Origin of the sequence: Chryseobacterium sp. WLY505 (genome assembly GCF_030846215.1) — a bacterium.
GTDB lineage: Bacteria > Bacteroidota > Bacteroidia > Flavobacteriales > Weeksellaceae > Chryseobacterium.
This window is the reverse complement of the sequence record NZ_JAVCWI010000012.1, coordinates 117,992-131,494: the sequence shown is the minus strand read 5'-3', so window position 1 is coordinate 131,494 and position 13,503 is coordinate 117,992. Positions and strand designations below refer to the sequence as shown.

Sequence of the window (13,503 nt, the reverse complement as noted above, 5' to 3'; positions counted from 1 at the left end):
GCTGATAGGCTTTCATCTGATATTGCCAGCCTTGATCAGAGTGGATAATGAGGTTTTCAGTATTTTTAATTTTTCTGAATCCTTTTTTTAGCATATTCACAACCTGCGCAAAGGCAGGCCTTTCTGAGAGATCGTAACTGATAATCTCGCCATTGTAAAGGTCAATTATCGGCGAAAGATACAATTTACTGCCCGAAACGTTAAATTCTGTCACATCAGTGGCCCATTTTCTGTTTGGCTGATCTGCCTTAAAGTTCCTTTCCAGAATATTTGGTGCTATCCTGCCTTGCTCTCTCCGGTAGGATCTATATTTTTTAACCCTAACTATACTTTTCAATCCCAGAGTCTTCATCAGTCTTAATACCGTTTTATGATTAATTACAATTTCTTGTTGTTTCATAATCAGAGTAATACGACGGTATCCAAACCGACCTTTATGTCTATGATAAATTTGTTTTATCAAAGTTTTTATTTCTCCATATTTATCCTTTTTGTCAAGAGCTTTCTGATGGTAATAAAAACTGCTTCTGGCCATGCCTGTACAATCCAACAGGAGTGACAGATCATATTTTCGCCTTAATCCTTCGATGGCCTCTGCTTGTTCTTTTTGAGAGTTAAGGCGTCTAACTTTTTTAGAAAATCAATTTCAGCTCGAAGCCTTTCGTTTTCCAATAAAAGTTCTTCTTCTCTGGTCAATGACTTATCAGACTTTCTTTTTTTACGTTTGTAATCACTCATAATGCCGGGTCTTCCTTTGGGGTTGTTCTTTAACCCTAAAATACCACTTTTTTCGTAATTCCTTTGCCAATTCAACACGGTAGACTGAGCTGCAATATTAAATCGGATACATGCTTCCCTTTGTGAGATATGTTCTGTTTCGATGGTTTGTAGAACTTTAACCTTGAAATTCAGGGAATAGCTCATGTTTTTTCGCGGGTATAGTCCCGAGATTCCGTACTTGCTATAAAAACCAATCCACTTGCGCAGATTGCTTTCATTAAATCCTTTCTCTGTTGCTATAGATTTAATTGAACGATGAGAATTTTTGTGAAGATTAATACATTCTAATTTGAAAGCAACGCTAAATTTTTCTTTTCTATACATAAAAAAATGCCCCTAAAAAGTGTCTAACTTTTTGGGGGCAGTCCAGTTTTCTGCGGATTTTTTTATAATATATCGTATGAAACCACTCCGTCAAAAATTCTTTGAATTTTCGCCACCCCTCCAAAGGATGGGAATTTCAGTTTTCCGAACTAATATTTGGCGAGACGACAAAATGTATGGATAAATTCAGCGTTCTGTTTGCCATTCCGTAGGAATCCAAATCCATAAATAATAAAATCCTGTTATTAAATACTGCATTACGAAGTATAAATTCTTTTCTCATCCCATCAAAACTCAGAAAAACATTTTGTAAATCTTTTGTAAAACAAATACAAAATATTGAAAATACAACAGTTATAATTTTACCAGCACAATACATTTCATTTACAATCTTTACAAGAACTTCCCTTCTAATTTTACTTCATCAAAAAAATTAATCTTATGAAAAAGTTCATCTTACTCGCTGCTGCAGCAAGCACTTTCATTATGTGTAAAAAAGCGGAAGCTACACAGGATAAAATACATGAAGCCATCCATTCAGCCGACAGTGCGGCTACAGTTGCTACAGAAACCGTTGAAAATGCCAGTAAAACAGTAGACCAGGTTATGGATTCTGCAAGCATTAAAATAAAAGACTTTGAGAATACAAAAAATGACATCCAGGAAAAGATAGAACACACCTCCAAAATGGTAGATTCTTTATCGGATAAAATTGCCAATACAAAACTGGAATCAAAAATTGAGAAAAAAGATTCTATAGCAAAGAAATCTGAAAAAATCGCAGCAAAAACTCCTGCTCCGAAGGTTATTAAAGAAACCAAAATCATTTATAAAGAAAAGCCTAAGAATGACAGTTACGAACTGAATATGCCTAAAGATAAAATGGTAAAATCAGGATATCTTTCTATAACCGCAGAGAATGTGGAAACGGTAAAGGAAATTATCCGGGAAGAAGCAAACAGAAATAACGGGTATATCAAAAGTGAAAATCTTTCTTATGTAGAATCAGCCAGCCCTCATGGAGAGGATCAAAAAATATACAGTCTGGATATCAAAGTTCCTATGCAGCATTTTGATGGGTTAATGGATGCCATCAACAGCAATGTTGGAGATATTGATACAAAAGATATTCAGGTTTCGGGGCGTAACTATACGGACAATGCGATCTGTACGATCAATGTAAATATCAGTGAGAACACCAAAGCAGAAACAGAGCCTAAAACTTTTGGTGGAAAATCACTGGCAGCCATTGAATCCGGCTGGGATGTGATCACTTCCATATTCCTGTTTATTCTTCCATTATGGCCTTTATTCCTGATTGCCGGTATTGGATATTATTTCTATAAAAAGAGAAACAAAAACATTCCAAATAACGATTCTCACTAGGTTTCAATCTTTCCTCAGCGCAGATTTTTAATATTTTTTTAATGAGGTTTAGAATTGAAGTTCGATACTAATGTTTAATTTTATCAAACGTTAAAAAAGTGCTTGCTTATTAGAAAAATAACTCTTAACTTTAAGTATAAGCAAAATGTAAAGAATCTTCGTTGTGAAACAAGGTTCAAAAGTAAATTAGGAAATTTTATTTCATATATTAATATTTTGTGATTTGGTGTAAAATAAGGCCCTCAAATTGAGAGCCTTATTTGTTTTATTTCATATTCACTACTTTATCTACAATGAACTTTGTGTTTCCTCTCCAGGGAAGTGCACCATTGTACTCTTTGTAATGCAGGTCAAAAGTTTTACCGCTGTTGGTTTCCAGTTGTTTGAAAACTTCGGGGTCATCTACAGAAAATTCAAACTCATAGCTTGTAATAGTTCCTGTTTTTCCTCTTCCAAAGCCTTCCTGAATCAGCTTGCCTTCATAAGTTTTGAAGACATAACCTTTTTTCATAGCATAGTTCAGGTATCCTGATTTTACTCCTTCTCCGAAAACAAAATAGTACTTATACCAGACAAATACGCCCAGTAACAGCAATACAACCCCAAGGGTGATCCACAAAGATTTTTTCATAGGTAGTGTGTTTTATAAAATGTTATTTTGCGATGCTTCTGGAGATCACGATTTTCTGAATTTCAGAAGTTCCTTCATAGATCTGAGTGATTTTTGCATCTCTCATTAATCTTTCTACGTGATATTCTTTCACATATCCGTATCCACCGTGGATCTGCACTGCTTCAATAGTAGTATCCATTGCTACCTGAGAAGAGTATAGTTTTGCCATAGCTCCACTTTCAGAAATATCTTTTCCTGCATCTTTTTCACAAGCCGCTTTGAAACACAGCATTCTTGCAGCAGTAATCTGAGTAGCCATATCCGCCAGTTTGAATGCAATCGCCTGGTGGTTGATGATTTCAGTTTTGAAAGCTTTTCTTGTTTTAGCATATTTCAATGCCAGTTCGTAAGCACCTGAAGCAATACCTAAAGCCTGAGAAGCAATACCGATTCTTCCTCCGTTCAATACTGCCATTGCAAAGTTGAACCCGAATCCGTCAGCACCGATTCTGTTTTCCTTCGGAACTTTTACGTTATTAAAGATCAAAGAGTGAGTATCACTTCCTCTGATTCCTAATTTGTCCTCTTTTAATCCGATTTCAAATCCTTCCCATCCTCTTTCAACGATGAAAGCATTGATTCCTTTGTGCTTTTTCTCAGGATCTGTCTGTGCAATTACGATATAATAAGTAGCTGTTCCACCATTGGTGATCCAGTTTTTGATACCATTTAAAAGGTAGTAATCTCCTTTGTCTTCGGCAGTAGTTTTCTGAGAAGTTGCATCAGAACCTGCTTCCGGCTCAGATAATGCAAATGCTCCAATTACCTGTCCGCTTGCCAGTGGAGTAAGATATTTTACTTTTTGCTCTTCAGAAGCGAATTTTTCAAGACCGGCACAAACCAATGAGTTGTTTACAGACATCACAACAGCTGCAGAAGCGTCCACTTTTGCAATTTCTTCCATAGCAAGTACGTAAGAAACGCTATCCATACCTGCACCGCCGTATTTTGGATCTACCATCATTCCTAAAAGTCCCATTTCTCCCATTTTCTTCACCTGTTCTGCAGGGAATTTCTGGTCACGGTCTCTTTCAATCACTCCAGGTAAAAGTTCGTTCTGTGCAAAGTCTCTTGCTGCCTGCTGAATCATCAGCTGTTCTTCCGATAAATTAAAGTCCATAAAAAAAATAATTAGATAGCCGTAAATTTACACTTTTTAAGCAAATCTGAAAAAATAAATTAAAAGCGGAAAAAAGGGAGGTTTGGGGAGGTTTTATGATAATGGATACGCGTTTGGGGATCCGGGATAATGGGTTGAGAAGGCAATATAAAAAACCTGGAGAAAAATAAACCATTATAAAAGAATCATTGAAAATATAAAATCCCTGCTTCAGGGCTTCCGGCCTTCTTTTTGATTCAAACTGTTATGGCAAGCATTTAACTAATTTCTAATTCTTACCTTCGGATGGTTTCAATTAAAAAAAATGCTTATATTTAAATTTCTTTATAAATTACGTAAAAAATCATGACGATCAAGAGATTATTCGATATTCCACACTATGCTTTAGAAAAATATCCTAAAACGGATATGTTTGTAACCAAATATCATGGGGAGTGGAAAAAAACTTCTACACAGGAGTTTATTAATGAGGGAAATAAGATATCCAGAGGATTATTGAAACTTGGTATAAAACCGGGTGATAAAATTGCTTTGATTACAACCAATTCGCGCACAGAATGGGCTATCATGGATTTTGGACTTTCTCAGATCGGCGTTGTTTCGGTACCGGTTTATCCGAGTATTTCTCCTGAAGATTATGAATTCATCTTCAATAATGCTGAAATTCAGTATTGTTTTGTTTCCGATAAAGAGCTGTTGAATAAAGTAATGAAAGTAAAACACAATATCCCGAGTTTACAGGGTATTTTTACTTTTGACAATATCAGTGGAGCGGCCAACTGGAGAGAAATCCTGGATCTGGGTAAGGATGAATCTACCCAAATTGAAGTAGATGACCTTTCTAATGCGATTAACACAGAAGATCTTGCCACAATTATTTACACTTCCGGAACTACAGGAAGACCGAAAGGAGTAATGTTGACGCATAATAATATTGTTTCAAACGTATTGGGAGCTATCCCAAGAATCCCCAAGAAAAGAAGTCTGGATTATAAGGAAACAAGGGCATTAAGCTTCCTTCCCATCTGTCATATTTTTGAAAGAATGCTATTCTATCTTTATCAGTACAACGGTTTTTCCCTTTATTTTGCTGAAAGCATCGAGAAAATGGGTGAAAACGTAAAAGAAGTGAAGCCTCATTATATGACTGTAGTACCAAGACTGGTAGAAAAAGTATATGACAAAATCTACAATACAGGATCTTCAGCCGGAGGATTAAAATCTAAAATTTTCTTCTGGGCACTGAATCTGATCACCAAAAAGAAAACCATCTCAAAACCATCCGGACTTCAGGAAATCATTGCCGACAAGCTTGTATTTTCTAAATGGAGAGAAGGTTTAGGCGGTGAAATCGTAACGTTGGTTTCAGGGTCTGCAGCATTATCCACAAGGCTCAACCTGATGTTCCAGAATGCTGGTATTCCGATTCTTGAAGGCTATGGTTTAACAGAGACATCACCTGTAATCTCTGTGAACAGTTTTGATAAGATGAAAGTGGGAACTGTAGGAATTCCATTGGATAATTTAAAGGTTAAAATTCAGGAAGATGGTGAAATTACGGTAAAAGGTCCGTCCGTATTTAAAGGATATTTCCAGAATGAGGAAATGACAAAAGAAGCATTTACAGAGGATGGATTCTTCAAAACCGGAGATATAGGACATATCGACAGTGACGGATTTTTACAGATCACTGACCGTAAAAAAGAGATGTTCAAAACTTCCGGAGGAAAATATATTGCCCCTCAGACGATTGAAAACTTAGCGAAAGCTTCAAAATTCATAGAGCAGATCATGGTGGTAGGTGATGGTGAAAAAATGCCATGTGCCCTGGTACAGCCTGATTTTGAATTTGCAAAAAGCTGGGCGATGAGAAATAACCTGAACATCGGCACTACACCGGAAGAGATTGCAAAAAGCCCTGAATTGAAGCAAAGGATTGAAAAAGAAATCGAAGGTATCAATGAACACCTTGGAAACTGGGAGAAAATCAAAAAAATTGAGCTCACTCCTGAAGTATGGAGCATCGAAAGCGGTCTGCTTACTCCAACGCTAAAACTGAAAAGAAAAGCCGTAAAAGAAAAGTTTATGGCTTTATACAACAGGATGTATGATCATCATGAATAAAAACAGAAACCGCTTCTACAATGAAGCGGTTTTTTTATCTGCACAAATTATTTTCCATTCTCGTTTATAATTTTTTCAGACTGAAATGGCGGGCCTCAGAAACACCGGCAGGTGCCTGTGACTGCACTGTTCCTGTAGCAGAGTCAAAAGCCCCTCTATACATCGTTAAATGAATAACATCACCTGCTATTAAATTTACCAGGCAATGGAATGAAACGGGTGTATTTCCAGCACCAGCAACAGCCTGTCCAATATTTGCACGGGTACCGGCAATAACGTTCGCTGCACCTATTCCATTTTTTGTAATACCCAGATTAACGCCAATGTAACTGCTGGTGCCTGTAGTACCTCCAGCTCCGAAATAGGATAAAGCATCCAGTTCATAGATACCTGTTTCATTAATGACAAAACGGTTGTTTGCAGCATCCCATGAAGCAGTTGAGCCTTGATTAACCTGTACTTCGCCGGCAGTAAAAGGCAGTACTTGTGGAATACCGGAATTAAAATTAGCAGTCGAGGGTAAATTATAAGTAGAGTTTGTTGACATACTGATAATAGTATTGATAGAAGTGGTCGGATTTATAACTATGGCTTCCCAGGTGACTACACCTCCTGCGGCTCCGTTACTTATTAGTATGACAAACCATCCCTGTCCTAAACCAATGGATGATACGGGAAGACCTGTCTGATTATCGATCAGCTCACTTCCATTGGCTGTTATGGTAACATTGAAACTGCCTGTGTTTTTAATATAATATGTCCGTCCTTTAATATGGCCTTGTGCGGGATAAGCCACCGTAGCTGCCGGCAGCGTTATGGTACCCGTCGAGCCTCCGTTAAAGGCAACATAATAATCTGTAATACTCATATTGTAATCCGCAGATATCAGACGGTATTGCGCCGAAAGACTTCCGTTGATTTCCAATGTACTTCCGGGATTGACTGTATTAATACCAACATTCCCTAACTGCCCCAGAAGGCAATAACTTAAAAGAGATAAAAACCCCATTAATAATTTTTTCATGATATATAATTTTTTGGTTGTGTATAATTTGAATATCAGAATGCACAAATGATATTATTTTATACAAAATCATTTTTGATTATATGAATGAAACTATAATTAATAGTATTTACTCTTGTGATGATCTATAAAACTGAGTTGCCTGTTTATCTCCTACTGAAGCTCGTCTATTTATTCTAAAATACACAAAACTTCACATACTCCATTAAAACAAATATACAAATAAATACAATATGTTAAAAATGTTTCAAAGACCACCTGCTATACTTTAAAAAAATACAGACACTACGATTAAAAACAAATATGATTTCACCCTGTGTCCAAAAACCACCGAGACACACGACACAAAAAGCGTACTGCTTACTTCAACTCTAAAACTGAAAAGAAAACCCGTAAAAGAAAATTTATTGGTTTGTACAATAAATATGTATGATCATCAGGAATAAAAGCAGAAACCGCTTCAAAATGAAGCGGTTTTTTATTTACAGAAAATATTTTTCCTTCATCTGCTTATAATTTTTTGAGGGTAAAATGACGGGATTCAGATACCCCCGAAGGAGCCTGTGACTGCACTGTTCCCGTAGCAGTATCAAAAGATGCTCTATACATCGTTAAATAAATAACATCACCAGCAGCTAGATTGACCAGACAATGGAATGAAATAGGTGTATTTCCGGCTCCGGCAATAAGCTGCCCTATATTTGCCCGGGTACCGGCAACAACATTGGATGCAGCCGTTCCATTCTTTGTAATACTAAGATTAACTCCGATGTAACTACTTACTCCCACAGTACCTCCCGCTCCGAAATAAGACAGAGCATCAAGCTCATAAATTCCCGTTTCATTAATGGCAAAGCGGTTGTTTGCAGCATCCCAGGAAGCAGTTGAGCCTTGATTAATCTGTACTTCACCGGCAGTAAAAGGCAGTACCTGCGGAATACCGGAATTAAAGTTAGCCGTAGAAGGTAAATTATAAATCGAACTTGATGACATGCCGACAATCGTATTAATAGCATTATTTGGATTGATCACTATGGCTTCCCAGGTAATTACAGCCCCTATGTTACCATTATTAATCAGTATTGCCGACCATCCCTGCCCCAATCCTATGGATGATACGGCAGTACCTGGCTGGTTGTCTATCAATTCACTCCCGTTGGCTGTTATGGTAACATTAAAACTTCCTGTATTCTTAATATAATACACACGTCCTTTGATATGGCCTTGTGCAGGGTAAGCCACCGTAGCTGCCGGCAGTGTTATAGTACCAGTAGAGCCTCCGTTATACGCTACATAATAATCTGTAATACTCATATTGTAATCTGCAGATATCAAACGGTATTGCGCTGAAAGACTTCCGTTGATTTCCAATGTACTTCCGGGAGTAGCTGTATTAATACCAACATTCCCTACCTGCCCTAAAAGACAACAACTCAAAAGAGATAAAAATCCCATCAATAATTTTTTCATTACATATAATTTTTTTGGGTTCTACATACATTAATATCAGAATATCCAAATGATATTATTTATAAAAAAATCATTTTTGATGATGTAAATGAAACTATAATGAATAGATATTTTACTTTTGTGATAATCTATAAAACTGAGTTGCGTATTTGTCTTCTGCTGAAGATTGCATTATTAAAAAAAACACAATACTTCCATATTTTTTATTACAACAAATATACAAATAAATACAATAAATTGTTTATAATTTAACATTTTAACAATTAATTGAAATAATTAATAACAAAAAGAACAAATAAGTATTATTTTAACTTTTACGGCTAATTTTCAAAACAAAATTCCATATAACGCAAAAAAAAGCTGTTTCATTTCTGAAACAGCTTTCGTATAAGTCAAAATCAATAATTAGAATTTAATTACAGATTTCATTTTTTCGTTTTCTTCCATTACCAATTCATCATCAACAAGGATTTTTCCAGAGTGCTCATCAATAATGATTTTCTTTCTCTGAGCGATTTCCATTTGCTTTTGAGGAGGGATAGTGAAGAAAGATCCTTTCGGAGCTCCTCTTTCTAATCCTACTACAGCAAGACCGTTGATAGAGTTGGTTCTGATTCTGTTGTAAGAAGCCAATAATCTCTCATCAATTTTCCCTGCGAATTCTTTAGACTGCTCTAAAAGATATTCTTCTTCTTTCTGAGTTTCAGAGATCAGACCATCTAATTCTTCTTTCTTGAATTTCAAGTGGCTTTTCAAATCATCGATCTTAGAGTTCAGTTCGCTTAAAGTTTCGTTTTTGTGAGCAATTTTAGCTCCGAACTCTTTAATTCTTTTTTCAGCAAGCTGAATTTCCAGATCCTGGAATTCCATTTCCTTCCCTAATGCTTCAAACTCTTTATTGTTTCTTACATTATCCTGCTGAGATTTGTATTTCTCAATTAAAGTTTTAGCATGGTTAATCACTTCATGCTTTGTTTTGATCTGATCGTCCTGATCTTTGATATCAGCATGAAATTTTTCAGCTCTTTTTTCAAGACCTTCAATCTCAATTTCAAGATCTTCAACTTCAATTGGCAATTCTCCTCTAGTATTTCGGATTTCATCCAATCTTGAATCAATGATCTGTAAATCGTATAAAGCTCTTAATTTTTCTTCAACTGAAATATCGTTGGTTTTTGCCATATTTAAATGAAATAATTTACTGGGTTTGTTTTTTCAATAGATTTTGAAATTGCAAATGTACTAAATTTTTGTGATAAAATTTCAAATAATTGTTGAGTAACAAATTGCTCTGATTCATAATGTCCTATATCACAGATCAGCATTTTAGACTCAGCCAGAAAATAGTCGTGATATTTAAGATCTCCGGTAAGGTAAGCGTCACATTTCCTGGCAGCTGCAGATCTTATTCCGCTTGCCCCTGAACCTCCCAGAACGCCTACTCTTTTGATTTTTTTATTGTTAAAAGAGGAATGTTTTATCACTTCCAGACCAAATTTTTCTTTTACCCATCCAAGGAAATCTTTTTCATCCATTTCCTCTTCCAGATCCCCGTACATTCCCAATCCGGCATGATGATTTTTATTATCCAGATGATACACCTGATACGCTACTTCTTCATACGGGTGTGCTGTCTTCATTGCTCCTACAATCTGCCCTTGTTTAAAATCTTCAAAAATGACAGAGATCATATCTTCATCTGCATTTTCGCGTACTCCCTGCTGTCCTGAAAACGGATTTGAACCCTCTACAGGTCTGAATGTTCCGTTACCATTTACTGTAAAACTGCATTCATCATAAAATCCGATATTTCCTGCTCCGGCCGAGAACATGGCTTCTTTTACTTTTTCTGAATAGTCTTTAGGAACAAAAACCGTTAATTGTTTTAAATTATTTTCCTTAGGCTGAAGAATCTTCATATTCTTTAGTCCCAACTGAGTGCATATCCCGTGGTTCACCCCAAAGAAATCATTATCAAATGCGGTATGAACGGCATAAATGGCCACTTTATTTTCAATAGCTTTTAAAACAGCTCTCTCTACATAGTTCTTCCCTGTTAAAGATTTTAATCCGGAAAATATAATAGGATGAAAGCATACTATCAGATTACAATTCCTCTCGATCGCCTCATCTACTACGTTTTCCAGTGCATCATGGCAAACCAGAATTCCCGATACATCACGATCATAAACCCCACAGAGCAATCCTACATTATCAAAATCTTCGGCCTGTCTGATGCTGATTTCTTCTTCAATCTTTGCAATTACAGTTTTTAGCTTCATTAATTCATATTTTACAGTTACAGCGAAGATATTAATTTTACCAAAAATCCGGAAAAAATTTAAACAGCAAAAAAACCGGCTTTCGTAAACCGGTTTCATTTGACACTAAAAAAGGAATTAGATTAGACTGTTAATCTTTGAAAAGCGATACTCTTGTAAAGGAATCTACTACCACACCACAGTTGATATCGGATTCCATAAAAAGCTGATAACCTCGTCCCGGATCAAGACTTGCAGGGTCCGCAATGGTATAGAAATAAAAGGTAAGAATGTTACCTGTTCCACTGGAGCCGCTTGGAACCAGCTGGATAGAGTTAATTTCAAAACCGGAATCGGGATTTTTAAAAGTAGCTTTTATGGATCCTGAAGAGTTGGAACCTGGAGTAATTGTAGCAATTACTCTCCAAAAATGAACCTGCCCGTTAATTTCATTTTCTCTCCATTTACCGCTAGCTGCAATATAGATATTGCTCGTAACTCCCGGAAATGGAACAGTAGTTTCCGGCCAGCTTGTAGTAGGACTTGCTGCAAAAACCAGCGGTGTGGCATAAAGCACCTGCTGTCTTGGGCCATAGCCGCTTCCTGAAGCACTTAAACTGAATGAGGGTTTTACATTTGCGTTTCCAGAATTTACTTTAACGACACCGTCGTTACCAGCCTGAGAAGATGTGGGAACAAAAAGCTGTCTCCAGAGGGTACCATCCCAATACTGGAAGTTATTCGTTGTCGTATTAAAAATAAGGGTTCCTGCGGTAAGGTTTGCGTTTACTACACCTGCAGGAGGTACTGTGGAAACGTCATTATCAGCCAGGTTGGTATCCCGGTCAGTATCAGTAAGGCGAGGAATGAGAATTCCTTTCTGGTTGGAAACTATATCCAGTACTGAAGCACTATTTGGTGTAACAGTATTAATCCCAACCTGAGCATACGAAATACTGTTTATTAAAAACAGTAGTAAGAAGGTTAAAATTTTTCTCATGATATAAAGCTTTTGTAGAATAAAATTACAAAGTTGAATCATAAAAATGTTAAAAAATTAATTTTTATATGTCATATTTTATTCGTATTTTACTAATTATAACATATTGTAAATCATTAAATTAATACCAAATAATTCACTTTTACATGATACTTTTTCCATTAACATTTGCAGGATTCTTTTAACAATCATATATTTACTGTATACTTTATGGAAATTATTAACTTCGCTGTGAAATAACCTATATAAATGGAAAGAGAACATAATCTGATTCCCGAGGACACGCTTTGGAAAAGATTCCTTTACCGGATAATTTATCGCTCCGATACGAAGCTTGGAAAACTCTTCGATATTATATTATTGTCTTTAATTCTTGCCAGTACTGCAATTATTATGATGGAAAGTGTACCTAAGCTTGATAAAAGATTCCATTATACCTTTCTGATTCTTGAATGGATTATCTCTATTTTTTTTACCGTGGAATATTCGATGCGGATTGCTGTGGTAAAAAATAAACGGAATTATATATTCAGTTTTTTCGGAATTATTGATTTTCTGGCTCTTGTTCCTTTCTTCCTTAGTTTTTTCTTTCCCATTACCAAGTATTTTCTGATTTTCAGGATGCTGAGAATGCTGAGAATTTTCAGGATTTTCAATTTACTGGATTTTATGAACGATGGATATTTAATTGTAAGGGCTTTAAAAAACAGTTCAAGAAAAATTTACATCTTCCTGTTGTTTCTGATTATTTTTTCGGTTATCGTAGGCTCGCTGATGTTTATGGTGGAAGGCGGAAGACAAGGCTTTGAAACCATACCACAATCAATATACTGGGCGGTTGTTACCGTAACCACAGTGGGCTATGGTGATGTGTCGCCTATTACACCTTTAGGGAAGTTTTTCGCTGTTGTTCTGATGCTTGCCGGTTACTCCATAATCGCAGTTCCTACCGGTATTGTAACAGCAGAAATGAGAAACAAAAGACAAAACCTTGAACTGGTATGTGAACGCTGCGGAAACGATGATATTGACGATGATGCAAGGTACTGTAAGAAATGTGGCAAGAAATTAGCTTAATATTTGGTATAAATAAAATTTATTCACCAAATACCACAAAATCATGGAACCAAAAAAGAAAAACAGACCGAATAGCTTAGTGATTATTCTTTTTGCGCTTATAGTGCTGATGATCATCATCTACTTTATATTAGCAATGTTCTTCCCCACTGTTTTTGACCTTATGAATAAAGGAGAAATACAGCCTGTACCCAATAAATGATAAGTAATGAGGTAAGTATGGAAAATAATTTCTGATCAACAAGAACAATACGAAAAAATAAA

General features: G+C 36.1%; 13 protein-coding genes and 1 pseudogene. 4 read left to right on the top strand and 10 right to left on the bottom strand.

Features of this window, described 5'->3' with window-relative positions:
• The 3 genes and pseudogenes from RAH34_RS19615 to RAH34_RS22815 all read right to left on the bottom strand — a co-directional run.
• Positions 1-589: IS3 family transposase (locus tag RAH34_RS19615; RefSeq protein ID WP_306597241.1), on the bottom strand; the 589-nt coding region annotated here is incomplete at its 3' end.
• Entirely contained in the window at positions 577-924 is a 348-nt protein-coding gene (locus tag RAH34_RS19610; RefSeq protein WP_306597240.1) for a helix-turn-helix domain-containing protein, read from the bottom strand. The genes RAH34_RS19615 and RAH34_RS19610, both read right to left, overlap by 13 nt.
• Positions 925-939: 15 nt before the next feature.
• Positions 940-1,104 (bottom strand): annotated as a pseudogene (locus RAH34_RS22815) (transposase); the annotation flags it as partial.
• Between the two features lie 441 nt (positions 1,105-1,545).
• Here RAH34_RS22815 and RAH34_RS19605 point away from each other — a divergent pair.
• Positions 1,546-2,490, top strand: a complete 945-nt coding sequence (locus RAH34_RS19605) for a DUF4349 domain-containing protein (protein ID WP_306597239.1) — start codon at positions 1,546-1,548, stop codon at positions 2,488-2,490.
• Positions 2,491-2,755: 265 nt separating this feature from the next.
• Here the strand turns inward: RAH34_RS19605 and RAH34_RS19600 are convergent, their stop codons facing one another.
• Positions 2,756-3,121, bottom strand: a complete 366-nt coding sequence (locus RAH34_RS19600) for a hypothetical protein (RefSeq protein WP_034695305.1) — start codon at positions 3,119-3,121, stop codon at positions 2,756-2,758.
• Between the two features lie 22 nt (positions 3,122-3,143).
• Complete coding sequence (locus RAH34_RS19595; RefSeq protein ID WP_034695304.1) at positions 3,144-4,283, bottom strand: acyl-CoA dehydrogenase family protein; 1,140 nt, start codon at positions 4,281-4,283, stop codon at positions 3,144-3,146.
• A gap of 345 nt (positions 4,284-4,628) precedes the next feature.
• Here RAH34_RS19595 and RAH34_RS19590 point away from each other — a divergent pair, with 345 nt between their 5' ends.
• The gene (locus RAH34_RS19590; RefSeq protein ID WP_114821159.1) at positions 4,629-6,407 is read left to right on the top strand and encodes a long-chain fatty acid--CoA ligase; all 1,779 of its coding nucleotides are present in this window, start codon (positions 4,629-4,631) and stop codon (positions 6,405-6,407) included.
• Positions 6,408-6,471: 64 nt separating this feature from the next.
• Here the strand turns inward: RAH34_RS19590 and RAH34_RS19585 are convergent, their stop codons facing one another.
• The 5 genes from RAH34_RS19585 to RAH34_RS19565 all read right to left on the bottom strand — a co-directional run bounded on the left by RAH34_RS19585 (position 6,472) and on the right by RAH34_RS19565 (position 12,162).
• Positions 6,472-7,431, bottom strand: coding sequence for a hypothetical protein (locus tag RAH34_RS19585; protein ID WP_306597238.1), 960 nt, complete (start codon positions 7,429-7,431; stop codon positions 6,472-6,474).
• A gap of 510 nt (positions 7,432-7,941) precedes the next feature.
• Positions 7,942-8,901, bottom strand: a complete 960-nt coding sequence (locus tag RAH34_RS19580) for a hypothetical protein (protein WP_306597237.1) — start codon at positions 8,899-8,901, stop codon at positions 7,942-7,944.
• Positions 8,902-9,306: 405 nt separating this feature from the next.
• The gene (locus tag RAH34_RS19575) at positions 9,307-10,083 is read right to left on the bottom strand and encodes a zinc ribbon domain-containing protein (RefSeq protein ID WP_114821162.1); all 777 of its coding nucleotides are present in this window, start codon (positions 10,081-10,083) and stop codon (positions 9,307-9,309) included.
• A gap of 2 nt (positions 10,084-10,085) precedes the next feature.
• Positions 10,086-11,183 carry a Nif3-like dinuclear metal center hexameric protein gene (locus RAH34_RS19570; RefSeq protein WP_306597236.1) on the bottom strand — a complete coding sequence of 366 codons (1,098 nt, stop codon included), beginning with the start codon at positions 11,181-11,183 and terminating at the stop codon, positions 10,086-10,088.
• A 130-nt stretch (positions 11,184-11,313) separates the two neighbouring features.
• On the bottom strand, positions 11,314-12,162 hold the full coding sequence (locus RAH34_RS19565) for a hypothetical protein (RefSeq protein WP_228411989.1): 849 nt from the start codon (positions 12,160-12,162) through the stop codon (positions 11,314-11,316).
• A gap of 249 nt (positions 12,163-12,411) precedes the next feature.
• On the opposite strand from RAH34_RS19565, the gene RAH34_RS19560 reads away from it, so the two are divergent.
• Positions 12,412-13,239, top strand: a complete 828-nt coding sequence (locus tag RAH34_RS19560) for an ion transporter (protein ID WP_114821165.1) — start codon at positions 12,412-12,414, stop codon at positions 13,237-13,239.
• A gap of 43 nt (positions 13,240-13,282) precedes the next feature.
• Positions 13,283-13,441, top strand: coding sequence for a hypothetical protein (locus RAH34_RS19555; protein WP_156106430.1), 159 nt, complete (start codon positions 13,283-13,285; stop codon positions 13,439-13,441).
• Positions 13,442-13,503: the final 62 nt, after the last annotated feature.

Excerpts from the sequence above, each read along its gene's own strand:
- RAH34_RS19610 (WP_306597240.1), bottom strand. The coding sequence starts at position 924 with ATGAGCTATTCCCTGAATTTCAAGGTTAAAGTTCTACAAACCATCGAA.
- RAH34_RS19605 (WP_306597239.1), top strand. The coding sequence starts at position 1,546 with ATGAAAAAGTTCATCTTACTCGCTGCTGCAGCAAGCACTTTCATTATG.
- RAH34_RS19600 (WP_034695305.1), bottom strand. The coding sequence starts at position 3,121 with ATGAAAAAATCTTTGTGGATCACCCTTGGGGTTGTATTGCTGTTACTG.
- RAH34_RS19595 (WP_034695304.1), bottom strand. The coding sequence starts at position 4,283 with ATGGACTTTAATTTATCGGAAGAACAGCTGATGATTCAGCAGGCAGCA.
- RAH34_RS19590 (WP_114821159.1), top strand. The coding sequence starts at position 4,629 with ATGACGATCAAGAGATTATTCGATATTCCACACTATGCTTTAGAAAAA.
- RAH34_RS19585 (WP_306597238.1), bottom strand. The coding sequence starts at position 7,431 with ATGAAAAAATTATTAATGGGGTTTTTATCTCTTTTAAGTTATTGCCTT.
- RAH34_RS19580 (WP_306597237.1), bottom strand. The coding sequence starts at position 8,901 with ATGAAAAAATTATTGATGGGATTTTTATCTCTTTTGAGTTGTTGTCTT.
- RAH34_RS19575 (WP_114821162.1), bottom strand. The coding sequence starts at position 10,083 with ATGGCAAAAACCAACGATATTTCAGTTGAAGAAAAATTAAGAGCTTTA.
- RAH34_RS19570 (WP_306597236.1), bottom strand. The coding sequence starts at position 11,183 with ATGAAGCTAAAAACTGTAATTGCAAAGATTGAAGAAGAAATCAGCATC.
- RAH34_RS19565 (WP_228411989.1), bottom strand. The coding sequence starts at position 12,162 with ATGAGAAAAATTTTAACCTTCTTACTACTGTTTTTAATAAACAGTATT.
- RAH34_RS19560 (WP_114821165.1), top strand. The coding sequence starts at position 12,412 with ATGGAAAGAGAACATAATCTGATTCCCGAGGACACGCTTTGGAAAAGA.
- RAH34_RS19555 (WP_156106430.1), top strand. The coding sequence starts at position 13,283 with ATGGAACCAAAAAAGAAAAACAGACCGAATAGCTTAGTGATTATTCTT.